At 56.2% G+C, this 17,524-nt stretch carries 14 protein-coding genes and 1 pseudogene; 5 read left to right on the forward strand and 10 right to left on the reverse strand.

Annotated elements, in window-relative coordinates:
• Positions 1-12: 12 nt before the first annotated feature.
• The 3 genes and pseudogenes from MKleb_RS18630 to folE all read right to left on the reverse strand — a co-directional run bounded on the left by MKleb_RS18630 (position 13) and on the right by folE (position 2,454).
• Positions 13-710, reverse strand: a protein-coding gene (locus MKleb_RS18630; RefSeq protein ID WP_223274117.1) for an IS1 family transposase whose coding sequence is annotated in 2 segments (ribosomal slippage) — positions 13-461 and positions 461-710 — 699 coding nt in all. Because the reading frame shifts where the segments join, the coding sequence is not laid out codon by codon here.
• 55 nt (positions 711-765) lie between these two features.
• Positions 766-1,770: pseudogene (gene yeiB / locus MKleb_RS18635) on the reverse strand (DUF418 domain-containing protein YeiB); the annotation flags it as partial.
• Positions 1,771-1,785: 15 nt separating this feature from the next.
• Complete coding sequence (gene folE, locus MKleb_RS18640; protein WP_004103895.1) at positions 1,786-2,454, reverse strand: GTP cyclohydrolase I FolE; 669 nt, start codon at positions 2,452-2,454, stop codon at positions 1,786-1,788.
• Positions 2,455-2,822: 368 nt separating this feature from the next.
• Here folE and fghA point away from each other — a divergent pair, with 368 nt between their 5' ends.
• Both fghA and MKleb_RS29965 read left to right on the forward strand, forming a co-directional pair.
• The gene (gene fghA, locus MKleb_RS18645; RefSeq protein WP_064404479.1) at positions 2,823-3,659 is read left to right on the forward strand and encodes an S-formylglutathione hydrolase; all 837 of its coding nucleotides are present in this window, start codon (positions 2,823-2,825) and stop codon (positions 3,657-3,659) included.
• A 294-nt stretch (positions 3,660-3,953) separates the two neighbouring features.
• Positions 3,954-4,112: a type I toxin-antitoxin system Hok/Gef family toxin gene (locus tag MKleb_RS29965; RefSeq protein WP_025106750.1), complete on the forward strand. Its 159-nt coding sequence runs from the start codon at positions 3,954-3,956 to the stop codon at positions 4,110-4,112.
• Positions 4,113-4,218: 106 nt separating this feature from the next.
• Here MKleb_RS29965 and cirA read toward each other — a convergent pair whose 3' ends face one another.
• From cirA to yieE, 3 genes are all read right to left on the reverse strand, one after another.
• Positions 4,219-6,192: a catecholate siderophore receptor CirA gene (gene cirA, locus MKleb_RS18655; RefSeq protein ID WP_014230158.1), complete on the reverse strand. Its 1,974-nt coding sequence runs from the start codon at positions 6,190-6,192 to the stop codon at positions 4,219-4,221.
• Positions 6,193-6,495: 303 nt separating this feature from the next.
• Positions 6,496-7,965, reverse strand: a complete 1,470-nt coding sequence (locus MKleb_RS18660; protein WP_004852681.1) for an amino acid permease — start codon at positions 7,963-7,965, stop codon at positions 6,496-6,498.
• 159 nt (positions 7,966-8,124) lie between these two features.
• Complete coding sequence (gene yieE / locus MKleb_RS18665) at positions 8,125-8,991, reverse strand: DNA-binding transcriptional regulator YeiE (RefSeq protein ID WP_014839059.1); 867 nt, start codon at positions 8,989-8,991, stop codon at positions 8,125-8,127.
• A 173-nt stretch (positions 8,992-9,164) separates the two neighbouring features.
• Here yieE and MKleb_RS18670 point away from each other — a divergent pair, with 173 nt between their 5' ends.
• From MKleb_RS18670 to MKleb_RS18680, 3 genes are all read left to right on the forward strand, one after another.
• Positions 9,165-10,214, forward strand: a complete 1,050-nt coding sequence (locus MKleb_RS18670; protein WP_014230161.1) for a YeiH family protein — start codon at positions 9,165-9,167, stop codon at positions 10,212-10,214.
• 96 nt (positions 10,215-10,310) lie between these two features.
• Entirely contained in the window at positions 10,311-11,168 is an 858-nt protein-coding gene (gene nfo, locus MKleb_RS18675) for a deoxyribonuclease IV (protein ID WP_014230162.1), read from the forward strand.
• Between the two features lies 1 nt (position 11,169).
• Entirely contained in the window at positions 11,170-12,261 is a 1,092-nt protein-coding gene (locus MKleb_RS18680; protein WP_217076062.1) for a sugar kinase, read from the forward strand.
• A 31-nt stretch (positions 12,262-12,292) separates the two neighbouring features.
• Here MKleb_RS18680 and MKleb_RS18685 read toward each other — a convergent pair whose 3' ends face one another.
• The 4 genes from MKleb_RS18685 to fruA all read right to left on the reverse strand — a co-directional run bounded on the left by MKleb_RS18685 (position 12,293) and on the right by fruA (position 17,515).
• The gene (locus MKleb_RS18685; protein WP_049080624.1) at positions 12,293-13,543 is read right to left on the reverse strand and encodes a NupC/NupG family nucleoside CNT transporter; all 1,251 of its coding nucleotides are present in this window, start codon (positions 13,541-13,543) and stop codon (positions 12,293-12,295) included.
• A 95-nt stretch (positions 13,544-13,638) separates the two neighbouring features.
• Entirely contained in the window at positions 13,639-14,574 is a 936-nt protein-coding gene (locus tag MKleb_RS18690; protein ID WP_004852691.1) for a pseudouridine-5'-phosphate glycosidase, read from the reverse strand.
• Positions 14,567-15,502, reverse strand: coding sequence for a pseudouridine kinase (locus tag MKleb_RS18695; protein WP_025106748.1), 936 nt, complete (start codon positions 15,500-15,502; stop codon positions 14,567-14,569). The genes MKleb_RS18690 and MKleb_RS18695 overlap by 8 nt, the downstream gene beginning before the upstream one ends.
• A gap of 324 nt (positions 15,503-15,826) precedes the next feature.
• Positions 15,827-17,515, reverse strand: a complete 1,689-nt coding sequence (gene fruA, locus MKleb_RS18700; protein ID WP_217076063.1) for a PTS fructose transporter subunit IIBC — start codon at positions 17,513-17,515, stop codon at positions 15,827-15,829.
• Positions 17,516-17,524: the final 9 nt, after the last annotated feature.

Consider the following 17,524-nt stretch of genomic DNA (forward strand, 5'->3'; position numbering starts at 1 on the left):
AATGACTCCAACTTACTGATAGTGTTTTATGTTCAGATAATGCCCGATGACTTTGTCATGCAGCTCCACCGATTTTGAGAACGACAGTGACTTCCTGCCCAGCCTTGCCAGATGCTGCCTCAGATTCAGGTTATGCCGCTCAATGCGCTGCGTATATCGCTTGCTGATAACGTGCAGTTCTCCCTTCAGGCGTGATTCATAAAGCGGCCAGCCATCCGTCATCCATACCACGACCTCAAAGGCCGACAGCAGGCCAAGAAGACGCTCCAGCGTGGCCAACGTGCGTTCACCGAATACGTGCGCCACAACCGTCCTCCGTATCCTGTCATACGCGTAAAACAACCAGCGCTGGCGTGATTTAGCGCCGACGTAACCCCACTGTTCGTCCATTTCCGCGCAAACAATGACGTCACTGCCCGGTTGTATGCGTGAGTTTACCGACTGCGGCCTGAGTTTTTTAAGTGTCGTAAAATCGTGTTGAGGCCAACGCCCATAATGCGTGCACTGGCGCGACATCCGACGCCATTCATGGCCATATCAATAATTTTCTGGTGTGTACCGGGCTGAGAGGCGGTGTAAGTGAACTGTAGCTGCCATGTTTTACGGCAGTGAGAGCAGAGATAGCGCTGATGTCCGGCAGTGCTTTTACCGTTACGCACCACGCCTTCAGTAGCTGAACAGGAGGGACAGCTGATAGAAACAGAAGCCACTGGAGCACCTCAAAAACACCATCATACACTAAATCAGTAAGTTGGCACCATTACCTAAGCGGTCATACTTCATAAACAGGCCGAAGCGGTAGAACAGGGTAGTGCAAATCAGGGTCTGCAGCAGATAGTTGGTTAGCGCCATGCGCCCGACGCAGGCAATCGCCCCCACCAGACGACTCTGACACAGCTGCGGCCAGAAGCCCCAGGCCAGCGCCGCGTAGCCGATGGTTTGCAGCGGCGCGCCCAGCTCCCGCGGCGCCTGTAGCAAAAATGCGCACCAGCGGTAGTCCCAGCCAAGATGCCACTGGGCAATAATCGAGGGCAAGTTGACCGCCATTCCGGCCGCAATCAGCAGCACGCCGGTACGCCGATAGTGGTGAAGGCTGAACTGCCCTTTGAGCCAGCCGCTGCGCATCAGCGCGGCGCCCATCAGCATCATACCGGCCAGCTGCCAGCCGTACTGCGCGCCCAGCGCCAGCAGGTTATCCGACAGCATATCCGCACGATTGCTCACCGCTTCAAAGCCGCCTTTTAGCTTCCAGTACTGCTCGTACTGCAAATTTGCCGCGTCCGGCAGCCACGAACGATTGGGCGTATTGCCGGAAATCAATCCCAGCAACAGCAGTACCGCCACGCCGATAACGTACAGCACCACGCCGGTATTAAACAGCGATTTGACATCGTGCGCGTCGCGCACCATTCGCCAGCCCACCAGCCCGACCAGCGCATAGGCCAGCAGAATATCGCCGTCCCAGAAAAACAGTCCGTGAATAAAGCCAAGCAGCGCCAGCAGCGTCAGGCGCGACTGGATCCAGCGCTTGCCGCGCGGCAGCAGAAGCTGAAGTCCGGCGCCAAACAGCAGGGCGAAGAGGGTCAGGAATTTGACCTGCGCCAGCAGATCGAGAATCGCCCAGGTCCAGGCGTCGCTGGCGGAAATGTTCCCGGACCACGCCGGGTTGAGGTAAGCAGCCTTCGGTAAACCGAAGGCGCTGATATTCAGTAGCAGGATACCGAGGATGGCGACGCCGCGGACAAAGTCCAGCGTGACATTTCTCTCCATGTACCCTGCTCCGTTTTAGTTGTGGTGACGTACGGCGCGCAGGAACTCCTGGCGGGTATTCTGGCTGGATTTAAACAGGCCGCCCAGCGACGTGGTGGTGGTGGCGCTGGTGGCATCGCGAATGCCGCGCGCTTTCACGCAGTAGTGCACCGCATCGATGGAAACCGCGACGTTGCTGGTCCCCAGCAGCGTTTGCAGCGCGGTGAGGATCTGCTGCGTCAGCCGCTCCTGCACCTGCGGACGCTGGGAGAAGAACTGCACGATACGGTTAATTTTCGACAGGCCAATCACCGAATCTTTCGGGATATAGGCCACCGTGGCTTTGCCGTCAATGGTCACAAAATGGTGTTCACAGGTGCTGGTCAGGGTGATATCGCGCACGGTCACCATTTCATCAACCTGCATCTTATTTTCGATGACGGTGATTTTGGGGAACCGGGCGTAGTCCAGTCCGGAGAAGATCTCATCGACGTACATTTTGGCGATGCGATGCGGGGTCTCCATCAGGCTGTCATCACTTAGATCAAGGTTTAACAGCTGCATAATCTCGGTCATGTGTCCGGCGATCAGACGCTTGCGAGTTTCATTATCAATTTCTTGTACTGGCGGACGCAGCGGCGTCTCCAGCCCACGAGCGACCAGCGCTTCATGAACGAGTATGGCTTCTTTACTCAGTGATGACATTTTTGTTCTCCTGCAGGTGTGGCGCTCTTTGCTCTTCTGAGGGCAAAGTTTGTATTCATTGTGCGTGAGGTGACGCACAGAATCCAGTAGCCGCATCGATAATTGTTGAAATTGGCGTCACCTCTCGTTCCACGCCGCCAGACCAGCGCACTACGATGCGTCACGCAACGCCCTGCTCACCTTGCCGCAACCAAGCCAATCGCCGACCCATAGCGCGACGCCTGCCGCTGCGGCAAGGTCAGCATGTTGGTTAAAAGTTGCATTAATGATGCAATACGTTCCGAAAAGGAGGAAGTGAAAGTTACTCACGAGGGCATGAAATATCTGTATTATGGAAAATTACGCCTGAGACACTTAAGGAGCCCTGCATGGAACTGCTCGAAGAGCACCGCTGTTTTGAAGGTCGGCAGCAACGCTGGCGGCACGACTCCGCAACGCTGAACTGCGCAATGACCTTCAGCATCTTTTTACCTCCCGCCGCCGCTGACGCGCCGCCGCCGGTTCTCTACTGGCTCTCCGGCCTGACCTGCAACGATGAAAACTTCACCACCAAAGCGGGCGCTCAGCGCGTCGCCGCCGAACTGGGCATTGCGCTGGTGATGCCGGACACCAGTCCGCGCGGTGATAACGTTGCCGACGATAGCGCTTACGATCTGGGGAAAGGCGCGGGCTTTTATCTCAATGCCACCCAGGCGCCGTGGTCCGCGCATTTCCGCATGTACGATTACCTTCGCGACGAGCTGCCGCAGCTGATTGTCCGCGAGTTTAATCTCAGCGACCGCTGCGCCATCAGCGGGCATTCCATGGGCGGCCACGGCGCGCTGGTGATGGCGCTGAAGAATCCGGGCCGCTTCGTCAGCGTTTCCGCGTTCGCGCCTATCGTTAACCCGACCCAGGTTCCCTGGGGCAAAAAAGCGTTTACCGCCTATCTGGGAGCGGATGAAGCGGCCTGGCAGGCCTGGGACAGCTGCGCGTTAATGCAGGCCAGCAGCGAGTCAGATGCGATTCCAACCCTGATTGACCAGGGCGATAGCGATACATTCCTCGCCGAACAGCTGCAGCCGGCGGTGCTGGCGGAAACCGCGCGTCAGAAAAGCTGGCCGTTAACCCTGCGTATTCAGCCCGGTTACGATCACAGCTACTACTTTATCGCCTCATTTATTGAGGACCACCTGCGCTTCCATGCCCGGCACCTCTTCTCCTGATCCTTTCAATGCGTCGTGAAGCACCTTCCCGGCGCATTGATACGCAAAATGCCTCATCATCCAATAGTCATAAAAACTAATATATACAGAGAGATAGTGTATTTTCCGTCGTCGGGGGGTATGATTTTTGGCGGCGCTTGAGGCTTTCGCCTCAGAGCAGGATTGAGTTTTACCGTTGTGCTGAGGCAGAAAGAAGAAAGCCCCGAAGGTAATGTAATCACCCACGAGGCTGTCCCGATGCCTAGACAACATCAGGTTAGTCTCTTACCCGCCGTAAGGCAAGGAGAACAAACCATGAAGGTACCGCCCAACGTCCCGATCTGGTGTCTGCTCATCGTGTGTATCACGCTATTAGCGTTCACCCTGATGGTAAGAAAATCGCTTTGCGAAATTCGCTACCGCGATACGAACAGGGAGGTAGCTGCTTTTATGGCTTACGAATCCGGTAAGTAGCCACCTGGAGCGGTGGGTTCGCCCACCGCTTTTCCGTCTGGCTTCACCCTGAGCGCCTTTAGCGAGGGCTGGCAGGGAAATCTGCCAGCCCTCTTTTATCGCCCGGTTAGAAGCGGTAATCGACGGCCATAAAGTAGCGGCGGCCTTCTTCCGTATAGCTATAGTCGTCGCGGCTCAGATCCTTATCGCCCACGTTGAGTACCCCGGAGCGCAGCTTGACGTTTTTGGTGACGTTCCAGGCCGCGCCGATATCAAACATGGTGTAGCCGCCGGGCGTTTTGCCCGTCGCGCTGACCGAACGCTGTTCGCCGGTATAGTTGGCGGTGACGTAGAAGGACCAGTCGTCCAGCGGTTTCCAGTCGAGGGTACCGTTAGCGGTATGGAACGGCAGCGTTTGTAGCGGTTTATCGCCGCCGTTACTCAGGTCGCGACCATCGTTGTAGGTGTAGTTTACCGTCAGCTTCCATTCGTCGCCGAACGGCACCTTCAATTCAGTTTCTACCCCTTTGATACGCGCCTTATTGACGTTGAAGTAGCGGAATACCGGCACGCGCTTACCGTTCACCGTTTTCCAGCCGACAAAATTCGGGTAGCCCGGCGCTTCGCTGGCGCTGGAAGTACGCAGGATATCGATCATATCGTCAACGTTATTCTGGAAGGTGGTGACGCTTCCTTCCACGCCTTCAAGCCAGCCCTCTTCGCCGCGATAGTAAAGACCCAGTTCGAAGCTTTCGCTGGTTTCCGGTTTCAGATCCGGGTTACCGATAATGCTGCACGAGCCGCGGCAGGAGTTGGTGGTCCAGTCCGGGTTCAGCTGCAGCAGGGATGGCGCTTTAAATGCCGTCGCCCAGCCGCCCTTCACGGTCACGGTATCGGTGGCGTTATACACCAGATAAGCACGCGGGCTCCAGTGATCGCCATAGGTCTGGTGATCGTCCATACGGATGCCGGTGGTTAAGGCCAGAGGTTCGATTATCCGCCATTCATCTTCGAGGAACAGCGCGTACTGGCTGGCGGAAGTAGATTTACCGCCGCTGCTCAGGTTGACCGGATCTTTCAGCTTATCGTGACGCCATTCGCCACCGAAGGTCAGCAGCTGGTTGATCATGCCCAGCGGCAGGACGTATTTGCCGTCCACCGAGTTACTCTCAGATGTGATCGTTCCGGCCTGGCCCGGATTTTTATTATCCACTTTCTCGCCGTAGAATTTCAGCTCGCTATTGCCGACATCCCAGCGGCCGTTGTGGCTCAGGGAGTAGTTCTGGCGCTCAAGGCGGTTGCGGTCAAGAGAGTCGGAATCCCGATCCTGGCGATCGAACCCGTAGCCAGCGGTGATGTCCTGATTATCAGTGGGCGTCCAGGCGAATTCGACGTTGCCGTCGCGGCTGGTGAAGCCTTCAATACGCGGCGTTTCGCCAGCTGCGTTGCTGGAAGCCTGCTGATCGTCCTTGGCACGCTTTGCCAGGCTGCCGTAGGCTTTCATCCCCAGCACGCCGTCAATCAGCGGGCCGCTGGTAAAGAACTGACCATTGTACGTATCGCCGCGATCGCGGTGTTCCTGAATGGTGGTATCCGCGCTGAGGGTGCCCGTCCACTGCTGACCGACTTTTTTGGTAATGATATTGACCACGCCGCCGAGGGCGTCGGAACCATAGAGGGAAGACATCGGCCCGCGCACCACTTCGATACGCTCAATGGCATCAACCGGGATCCAGTTGAGGTCAAAATCGTTGTGGCGGAAAACGGCGTTGCGCGAGTTAACGCGTTTGCCGTCAACGAGGATCAGCGTATAGCCGCTGCTGAGGCCGCGAATGCTCACCCCTTTGCGGTTATCCCCTTCGTTGGTGAGCTGCACGCCCGGCACTTCCCGCAGTACATCCTTCAGGTTTTGTACCGGTCTACGCTGCAGATCCTGTTGGGTGATAACGCTAATACTGGCGGGCGCATCTTTGACGCTCTGTTCAGTTGCCGCAGCGGTGACGACCAGCGTTTCTTCGTTAACGTCGGCGAGCGCCGGAAACGCCAGGGATACGACGGACGCGCATAATCCGGCCCGGACAAAAGGGTTTAGCCTGAACATTCCATATCTCCATGAGGTGTACAACAAAACAAACAAAAAAGGTCCTGCTCACAGGTACTGTCGGCATAGCGCTCTAACGGCGTATGCGCGCAATTTTTTACAGTAGATGTGGCTGGTCGCCCCTTGTCAGTCTGACCCTCTGCAAGATACGGGGATTGGCTTCATCCTGAATTTGGTGGAAATGATAAAGATAATGATTACAATTATCAATAAAATTATGAATAACTGTATCAACATGTAAGAATCGCAGACATAAAAAAACCCTCTCGATGAGAGGGTTTTATCTTACGGCGTCAGCTGACCTTAGCTTTTAAAACGCTCCGGGAACTTCATTTCGCTGTAGCGCACAAAACGCGTTCCTTTCGCCAGCTTGTAACCGAACCAGATCACCAGGAACAGCGGAATGCCGATATAGGTTGCCGCCACGCCGCCCCAGTCGATGGTATCTTTGAGGAACGCTTCGTAATTCTGGCCCAGGGTAATGATCAGGCACAGCACGAAAGCGAAGATCGGCCCCAGCGGGAAAAAGCCGGAACGATACGGCAGATCGTTGAGATCGTTCCCCTGCAGCACGTAGCCGCGACGGAAGCGATAGTGACTAATGGCAATCCCCAGCCAGGCGATAAAGCCGGTCATGCCGGAGGTATTCAGCAGCCACAGGTAAACGGTCTGATTACCGAACATCGAGCTCAGGAAGCACAGCCCTGCAATCACCGTGGTGGCATACAGCGCATTACGCGGCACGCCGCCTTTGGACAGCTTAGAGAAAATACGCGGCGCTTTGCCATCGCAGGCCAGGGTGTAGAGCATGCGGGTGGACGCGTACATCCCGGAGTTACCCGCCGACAGTACCGCCGTCAGAATAACCGCGTTCATAATCGCCGCCGCCGACAGCAGCCCCGCGTGCTGGAAGACCAGCGTGAACGGGCTGACGGAAATATCTTTCACGTCGTTACGCAGCAGGCTCGGGTCGGTATACGGAATAATCAGGCTGATAATCAGGATGGCGAACACATAGAACAGCAGGATACGCCAGAACACCTGCCGCACGGCGCGCGGAATGTTCTTCTCCGGGTTTTCCGACTCGCCGGCCGCGATGCCGATAAGCTCGGTTCCCTGGAACGAGAAGCCGACAATCATCGCCACGCCAATCATCGCCGCAAAGCCGCCGGCAAACGGCGCATCGTCGACAACCCAGTTGCTCCAGCCCGCAGGCTGTGCGCCTTTAAAGATGCCAAAGATCATCATCACGCCGACAATAATAAAGATGATGACGGTGGCCACTTTGATCAGCGAGAACCAGTATTCCGCTTCACCAAAGCCTTTTACCGAGATCCAGTTCAGCAGGAACATGATGCCGAGGAACAGCGCGCTCCAGACCCAGCCGGGTGCATCGGGGAACCAGTAGGTCATCACCAGCTGAGCGGCAACGAGGTCAACGGCGATGGTCACCGCCCAGTTGTACCAGTAGTTCCAGCCCAGCGCGAAGCCAAAGCCTTCCTCAACGTAATTCTGCCCGTAGGTGGCAAAAGAGCCGGACACCGGCATAAACGCCGCCAGCTCGCCGAGGCTGGTCATCAGGAAATAAACCATCAGGCCGATGAGAATATAAGAGAGCAGCGCCCCACCCGGGCCCGCCTGAGAAATCGTTGCGCCAGAGGCAACAAAAAGACCTGTACCTATGGAACCGCCAATCGCGATCATGGTCAAGTGGCGCGCCTTCAGTTCACGACGTAAACCGGGCGCTTCTGTGGTTTTAGTATCCGAAACCATGTGAAAATGCTATCCATCCAAAAAACGAGGCGAGATTGTAGCAGAGTGTCTGTGATCCATCCGATACAATTGCAAAGTTATAAGAGAGCTTCATGATCGAGCATGGATTATTAGTAAAGCATGAAATCCCGAAAACGCCAGCGCGCGTGGCGTCCGCTTTTACACGTCGCAATAATGCAGAAACCGCTGTAATGCCTTGGAAATATGCTTCTGCCGGTGATGAATGCGCCACAAGGTGCGGGTTAAGCGCGGCAGCGGAATCGTCAGCTCCACCAGCGATCCAACTTCAAGCTGCTCCGCCACCACGCGTCGCGACAGGCAGCTAATGCCCAGACCGTGGCGCACCGCGTGCTTGATGGCTTCCGAGTTGCCCAGCTCCATCCCAAGATGAAACGCCGGTAAATGCGAGAGTAATAAATAGTCGACGATTTCCCGGGTCCCGGAGCCGTGCTCGCGTAAAATCCACGGCGCTTCCGCCAGCCGTTGCAGCGTCACCTCCCCTGCCAGCAGCGGCGAATCCGGCGCGGCAAAGACCACCAGCTCATCTTCCAGCCAGGGTTCGGCGATAATATCCGCGGCGTGACAGGGACCTTCAATCAGCCCGATATCCACGCGCAGATCGGCCACCGCATTGATCACGTCCTGGCTATTGCCCACGCTCAGCTCCAGGGGTAAATCCGGCAGATCGCGTCGATAGCGCGCAATGATTTCCGGCAGAATATAGTTGCCGATGGTGCTGCTGGCGTAGACGCGGATCGCGCCGTTGTCGCCGCGAAACAGCTGCTCTATCTCCAGCGCCCGCTCCAGCAGCGCCAGCGCCCGCGGATAAAGCAGCCTGCCGTGCTCGTTGACCACCAGCCTTTTCCCTACGCGGTCAAAGAGCTGCACCCCCAGTTGCCCTTCCAGTTCGGTCAGCGCCGCGCTAACCGCCGACTGGGAAAGCGCCAGCATTTGCGACGCCTGAGTGGTCGATCCGCTTTTTAAAACCTCAGCAAAAACTTCCAGCTGACGTAGCGTGATATGCATATTTTTTCCTGCCTTTATAGACGACTCGCGTTCCGCGGCGTGAGGCTGAGGCCCATCGTTCTCAAACCGCGAAACCGCGTTTTTACCACTTATTTCGATTAATTATAAATATATAATCAATTTTATATTTAAACCAGCGAGTCGTATGCTTTTCCCAGACAAAGGAGAAGGTTATGACAGCACTCACTTTACCGACTAAACATCGCCCATTGCGGCACTTTGCACCTGGACTGGCGCTCACCGCCCTGCTCACCGGCGCAGCGCTGTGGGCCGGTAGCTTTCCGGCTATCGCCGGCGCGGGCTTCAGCGCCCTCACGCTGGCCATTTTATTCGGCATGGTCATCGGTAACACGGTTTACCCGAAAATCTGGCAGCCCTGCGACGGCGGCGTGATTTTTGCCAAGCAGCACCTGCTGCGCCTCGGCATCATCTTATACGGCTTTCGCCTGACGTTCGCCCAGATTGCCGACGTCGGCGTCGGCGGTATCGTGATTGACGTTCTGACGCTTTCCAGCACCTTTTTGATCGCCTGTTTTCTTGGGCAAAAGGTTTTCGGCCTCGATAAACATACCAGCTGGCTGATTGGCGCCGGCAGCAGCATCTGCGGCGCGGCAGCGGTACTGGCGACGGAACCGGTCGTCAAAGCGGAGGCCAGCAAAGTCACGGTCGCCGTCGCCACGGTGGTGATTTTCGGTACCATTGCCATCTTCCTGTACCCGGCGATTTATCCCTTCCTGGCGCACTGGTTCACGCCGGAAGCCTACGGCATTTATATGGGTTCGACGATGCATGAGGTTGCTCAGGTTGTCGCGGCAGGCCACGCGGTGGGTCCGGACGCGGAAAACGCGGCGGTGATTGCAAAAATGCTGCGCGTGATGATGCTGGCTCCGTTCCTGCTGTTCCTCGCCGCGCGCGTGAAGCAATTAGCCCCGGCAAACGGCGGTGAGAAAAGTAAAATCACCATTCCGTGGTTTGCGATCCTGTTTATTCTGGTGGCGGTGTTTAACTCCTTCCACCTGCTGCCGAAAGCGGTTGTCGATATGCTGGTCACGCTGGATACCGTACTGCTGGCGATGGCGATGGCCGCCCTCGGCCTGACCACCCACGTCAGCGCGCTGAAAAAAGCCGGCGCCAAACCGCTGCTGATGGCGCTGATGCTCTTCGTCTGGCTGATTGTCGGCGGCGGCGCGATTAACCTGGCCATTCATAGCCTGATGGCCTGAAGCCCCTCGCTACTCAGGTTGTATTAAGGATGATGTAACTCTCCGGCTAAGCCGCTATCATTACCCTCCCCCCAGCGGCTTAACTGGAGTTTTTTTATGAAATATATTGGAGCGCACGTCAGCGCCTCCGGCGGTGTAGCCAACGCCGCCATTCGCGCAGCCGAAATCGGCGCGACCGCATTTGCCCTCTTTACCAAAAACCAGCGCCAGTGGCGCGCCGCCCCTCTGAGCGACGAAACCATTGCTGAATTCAAAGCCGCCTGCGAAAAGTACCAGTTCGGCCCAGGGCAAATTCTGCCGCACGACAGCTATCTGATAAACCTCGGTCATCCGGTTGAGGACGCGCTGGAAAAATCCCGCGATGCCTTTATTGATGAACTCTCCCGCTGCCAGCAGCTCGGCCTGACGCTGCTGAATTTCCATCCGGGTAGCCATCTGCAGCAAATCCCGGAAGACGAATGTCTGGCGCGTATCGCCGAATCGATCAATATCGCGCTGGCAAAAACCGAAGGCGTCACGGCGGTCATTGAAAACACTGCCGGCCAGGGCAGTAACCTGGGCTTTAAGTTTGAGCATCTGGCGGCCATCATCGACGGTGTGGAAGATAAATCACGCGTCGGCGTGTGCATTGATACCTGTCACGCCTTCGCCGCCGGCTACGACCTGCGCAGCGCCGAAGAGTGCGAAAAAACCTTCGCTGATTTCGACCGAATTGTGGGCTTCCAGTATCTGCGCGGTATGCACCTGAACGATGCGAAAAGCGCGTTCGCCAGCCGCGTTGACCGTCACCACAGCTTGGGTGAAGGCAATATTGGCCATGATGCTTTCCGCTGGATTATGCAGGACCGCCGCTTTGACGGTATCCCGCTCATTCTGGAAACGATCAATCCTGATATCTGGGCGGAAGAGATCGCCTGGCTGCGGGCGCAGCAAACGGAAGAGGCCACGGTCTGATATGAACGACAGGGAAAAGCAGATCCTCAAAATTTTGCGGCGCAATCCGCTAATTCAGCAGCATGAGATTGCCGATATTCTGCAGATTAGCCGCTCCCGCGTGGCCGCGCATATTATGGACCTCACGCGTAAGGGGGCCATCAAGGGCAAAGGCTACATCCTTACCGAGCAGGAGTACTGCGTCTCGCTGGGCGCGGTGAATATGGATATCCGCGGAATTGCCGATATTCATTATCCTCAACCGGTCTCCAAACCGGGGAATATCCAGTGCTCCGCCGGCGGCGTGGCGCGGAACATCGCGCATAACCTGGCGCTGCTGGGCCGCGATGTGCATTTGATTTCCGCCGTCGGCAGCGACTTTTACGGCGAAACGCTGCTGGAGCAAACCCGCCAGGCGGGCGTTAACGTGCAGAGCTGTATCCGCCTGCACGGCCATAACACCGCCACCTACCTCTCCATCGCTAACCCGCAGGAAGAGACGGTGCTGGCGATTAACGATACGCATATTTTACAGTCGCTCACGCCCCAGCTGCTGAATCAGTACCGGGATCTGCTGACGCATGCCGGCGTCGTTCTGGTCGATTGTAATTTGACGGAGCAGTCGCTGGAGTGGGTATTTACCCTGGCTAACGGCATTCCGGTATTTGTTGATACCGTGTCCGAGTTTAAAGCGCACCGCATTCGCCCATGGCTGGGGAAGATCCACACCCTCAAACCCACGCTGCGCGAACTCCAGATCCTCTGGGGACAGGCTATCGAAAACGACGCGGATCGCGATCGGGCGCTAGCATGGCTGCACGAAAGGGGAACTCAGCGGGTGGTGATTTGCTCGGAAGACGACGCTGTTTTCTGTAGCGAAGCAGGGGGTGAACGCTTCCGGATGAGTCTGCCGGACCATACGACGATAGACAGCTTCGGCGCCGACGATGCGCTAATGGCAGGGCTACTTTATAGCTATCTCGACGGTAGCGACTTTAAAGAGAGCGTCGCTTTCGCCATGGCCTGCACCGCCATCACCCGCGCCAGCGACGGTATCAACAACCCCTCGTTGTCCGTTGATAACGCGCTCAATTTACTTCCCGGCGTGGCGTAGCGCGCACCGCAGGCGCGGTGCGCGCAGCCTGTTATGCCAGGCCAATAAAGAACCCGGCAATGGTGGCGCTCATCAGGTTAGAGAGCGTGGCCGCCGCCAGGGCGCGCAGCCCAAGCTGGGCAATCTCCGGCGCACGCTGCGGTGAAATGGCCGAAAACGCCCCGACAACCACGCCGATCGAGCCAAAGTTGGCGAAACCGCACAGCGCGAACGAGATGATCGCAACGGTTTTCACGTCCAGATTGCCGCCGGCTTGCAGATAGGGAGAAAAGTTGAGGTAGGCGACGAATTCGTTTATCGCCAGCTTTTGGCCAATCAGGCTGCCCGCCAGCGTCGCATCGCTCCAGTCAACGCCCATAATCCATGCCAGCGGCGCGAGCAGGAAGCCGAAAATTCCCTCCAGCGTTGCGTGACCGTAGCCAAACCAGCCGCCAATGCCGCCGATAATACCGTTCAGCAGAGCAATAATCGCCACAAACGCCATCACTACCGTTGCCACCCCGGCGGCAATTTTCAGGCCGGTCATTGCCCCTGACGCCGCCGCCTCGATAACGCTTTTCGGCGGCGTCTCGGTGAAGGAGAGATTGTCGAAAGTGACCTGGGATGCTTCGGTTGCCGGACTCAGCATACGGGCAAACAGAATCCCGCCGGGGATAGCCATAAGCGAAGCGGCCAGCAGATAATCAATCGGCACGCCCATACCGGCATAGCCGATCATCATCGACCCGGCGATCGACGCCATCCCGCTGCAAATCGCGGTAAAAAGCTCATTGCGGTTGAGCTTGTTGATAAACGGTTTGACGATCGCCGGGATCTCATTTTGCCCAAGAAAAATGGTGGTCACGGCGACAAAAGACTCAATTTTGCTGATATTCAGCGCCTTCTGGAAGATGCCGCCGAGAATCCGGATCAGCAGCCCCATCACGCCGAGGTAGTAAAGCAGGCTTATCAGCGCGGTGACAAAAATGATGGCGGGCAGCACGCGGAAGGCGAAGATAAAGCCGGCGCCGTCAAACAGCACGTCCATCTTCGGGCCGACCAGTGAACCAAAAATAAACGCGCTTCCGGCGTCGCTATAGGACATGACTTTATGTACCCCAAGCGCGGCCTGCTCGACCAGCCACTTGCCCGGCGGAAAGTAGAGCATCACCCCGCCAATGACGATTTGCAGCAGCAGCGCCGCCCCTACCGTTCTGACGCTGATGCGTTTTTTATTGACTGACAGCACAAAGGCAATGGCCAGCAACACCACCATCCCCAGAAGACTTCTCATGATGTCCATAATGATATCCTTACCTGGTGGAAAACCCGGCGTGGGCCAGGCTTTCGGTATCGTTGATATCGGGGCGGGCAACCGCAAACGGCCCGCAACTGTCGTCAGGCTACCTGCTGATACTCTTTGGCAATCTCGCAGGCCAGAATGGCGTTGTTGAAGACCAGCTGAATATTGGATTTCAGGCTGTCTCCGCCGGTCAGCTCCGCTACGCGGGCCAGCAGGAACGGCGTACTCGCTTTCCCCACCACGCCCTGCTCTTCCGCCTCCTTCACCGCCCGGTTGATGGCGGCGTTGATTTTCTCTTCCGGCATCGCGAACGCTTCAGGAATGGGGTTCGCCACCACCATGCCGCCATTCAGACCCGACTGCCATTTCACCGCCATCGCTTTGGCGATCTCTTTGGCGCTATTGAGGCGAATGCTGACGTCAAACGGGCTGGTTCGGCAGAAGAATGCCGGCAGCGCAGAGGTTTGATAACCAATAAGCGGAACGCCAAACGTTTCTAAATATTCGGTCGTTAAACCGAGATCGAGAATAGATTTTGCACCGGCGCAGACGACGGTGACGTTGGTATTTGCCAGCTCCTGCAAATCGGCGGAAATATCAAACGTGTGCTCGGCTCCGCGATGTACACCGCCAATACCGCCGGTAGCGAAGACTTTAATCCCGGCCATTGCGGCAATAATCATGGTGGACGCCACGGTGGTCGCGCCATTTAATCCCGCGGCGACAACAAAGGGTAAATCACGACGACTAACTTTGGCGACGTTATGCCCTTCGCGACCCAGCAGTTCAATTTCTTCACGGCTTAAGCCAACTTTCATGACGCCATGAATAATCGCAATGGTTGCCGGCACCGCCCCCTGGCGACGAATAGTTTCTTCTACTTCCAGCGCCGTTTGCGCATTTTCCGGAAATGGCATGCCGTGAGAAATAATGGTCGATTCCAGCGCCACTACTGGCTGATTATTTTTCAACGCCTGCTGAACTTCCGCAGAAACCTGTAATAATTCAGAGGAAATATTTAATTCAGACATATTCTTTCTCCACTACCTTTTTTACGTTGGCGTAAGATAATTCAGGGTTATTGGTGAATTCCGATGAGAGCGCCAGAGAAGAGCATCCCTGAGCAAACTTCACCGCTTGCGAAAATGAACAGCCGTCGAGCCAGCAGCAGGCAAGGCCGGCCATCATGGCGTCACCGGCGCCGGTGACGTTAACGACCTGAGTTTTCAGCGGCGCTGACCAGCCGCGTTCGCCCTCTTTCTCACTGTAGTAAACCCCGTCGCCGCCCATGCTCAGCACCAGGCGCTTCAGGCCACGCTGATGAAACCAGTCGGCAACGCGCGCGACGTCATCCGTGCCGGACAGCGCGATGCCGCTCAGCGTTTCAGCTTCAATTCGGTTCGGTTTCAGGGTGTGAATACGCCCCAGATGCTGGCTGATTTTCACGCACTTCCAGGCTGAAACCGGATCGACAAAAACGGGCGTTGCGCCGCTATTTTCCATCAGCCAGGCGAGAGCGGCCTCGCTGATATTGCAATCAACGACAATCACCGCGGCATTGCGGATAAAATCATGATGCTGTCTTAAAAACGCTGGCGTAATATGTTCAGTGATGCTCATATCATTAATCGCCACCAGCATTTCACCGGTATTATCAAGCAGCGATAAATAGCTTGAAGTACCTTCCCCCTGGATAACCTGACATTTATCGACGTGAACCCCGGACTGGGCCGTTTGTTTTAATAGAGAGTGGCCATAAAAATCGTCACCGACAACCGATAATAGCCACGCTGTTTTATTTAACAAGGCAATGTTTTGCGCAATGTTTCGCCCTACGCCGCCGGGAGTATATTTTATTTTCCCGGGGTTAGAATCCGCATAGTTCAACGATACATTGGAATAACCAGCAACATCCATATTTGCCGATCCAATAATTACAACGTAATCATTTTCAGGCATAAAAATACCCTCCAGCATAAAAAATGCTATGGCAGTGGAATTATTGAATATCAATAAATAAGCATACTCCCATTCATTACCCCTCAATAAACATATGTTTGAATGTGAACATGTGTTTATGTTAAGCGCAATGTTTTTAAAGTAAAGAGGTCAGCAAGAGGGATTTCATATGAACATGAACAAAATCACAAAAAATGACCCGTATGGTTTTTAAACAGTTTAAAAATGCGAAGGAGAGCACATACGGCAGGATGAGCGGGAGGAGATGAGGCATAAAAAAAGGGCAGAGAAGACTCTGCCCTTGAGAACGATTTAATAGGTCGATCAGGCTGCTTTTTCGACTACCTGAACTTCAGGACGTTTCAGCACCGCGTAGGAGAGCCCTGCGACCAGCGTACCGACGACAATCGCCATCAGATAACCGAGTACCGGCGTAATCGCGCCAGGAATCAGCAGGACGAACAGACCGCCGTGCGGCGCCATCAGCTTAGCACCGACCGCCATGGACATCGCGCCGGTGACCGCGCCGCCAACGATACAGCAGGGCAGGACGCGCATCGGGTCGCGAGCAGCGAACGGAATCGCGCCTTCGGTGATAAAGCACAGGCCGAGAACCAGTGCGGCCTTACCGCCTTCCTGCTGCGCTTTGTCGAACTTGTTACGCGCAACCAGCGTCGCCAGACCCAGCGCCAGCGGTGGAACCATACCCGCCGCCATAATGGCCGCCATCGGCGCATAGGTTTGGGTACTCAGAAGACCAACACCAAAGGCGTAGGCCGCTTTGTTCACCGGACCGCCCATGTCGGTACACATCATACCGCCGAGGATCGCACCGAGCAGAACCGCGTTCGCCGTGCCCATGGTTTGCAGCCAGTGGGTCAACGCTTCGAGGATCCCGGCAACGGGCTTACCAATCAGGTAAATCATCGCCAGACCTACGATCAGGCTGGAAACCAGTGGAATGATCAGGATTGGCTTCAGCGCCTCCATACTTTGCGGCAGTTTCAGCTTCGTACTGATCGCTTTCGCCACGTAACCGGCAAGGAAACCAGCGATGATACCGCCGATAAAGCCGGACCCGGTGCTTACCGCCAGCATACCGCCGATAAGACCCGGCGTCAGGCCCGGACGGTCAGCGATGGAGAAGGCGATAAAGCCCGCCAGTACCGGCACCATCAGCGCGAAGGCTGAGCCCCCACCGATTTGCATCAGCGCGGCGGCCAGGGTGTCTTTCACTTCAAAGGCTTTAATACCAAAAGCGAAGGAGAGCGCGATACACAGACCGCCCGCCACCACCATCGGCAGCATGTACGACACGCCGGTCAGCAGGTGGCGATAGGCGCCAGCGGACTCTTTTTTGCCTTCCGCCGCGGCCTGGGATTTACCCGCAGGCTGATACGGTTTCGCTTCAACAACGGCTTTATCCAGCTCCTGAGCGGTTTTCTTCAGCGCCAGACCAGTGGTGGTGCGATACATCGGCTTACCGGCGAATTTCGCCAGATCCACTTCGATATCGGCAGCCACCACCACCAGATCCGCCTGTTCAACTTCTTCCGAGGTGATTGCATTGCCCGCGCCCACGGAGCCGCGCGTTTCAACTTTCACCCACCAGCCGCGTTTTTTGGCTTCGGTTTCAATCGCTTCCGCCGCCATAAAGGTGTGCGCCACCCCGGTCGGACAGGCGGTGACCGCTACGATGCGTTTCGGACCGTTGGTCGCTGCGGGTACAGCGGCAGCGGCCGGGGCGCTGTAAGGCGTTGCATGGCTTTTGGCCTCACCGAGGAACAGCTCCGGGTGCGCTACGGCGCGGTTAATATCGCCGAGATAGACCTTTTTGCCGTTCAGCGCGCTGTCGGCCGGCAGCGCCGTGCCCAGCACAATCGCCAGCTCAGCATCGTTCGGGTTATCAATCAGTTCGAGTTGCGCTTTTTGCGCCGCAGTGCTTAACAGGGTCTTCGCCATATAGGCGCGAGCCTGTCCAAGCCCGGCATCAATAATCAGCAGCGTTTTCATTATGCCTCT

The organism is Klebsiella sp. PL-2018 (assembly GCF_019048985.1).
GTDB classification, from domain to species: Bacteria; Pseudomonadota; Gammaproteobacteria; order Enterobacterales; family Enterobacteriaceae; genus Klebsiella; species Klebsiella michiganensis.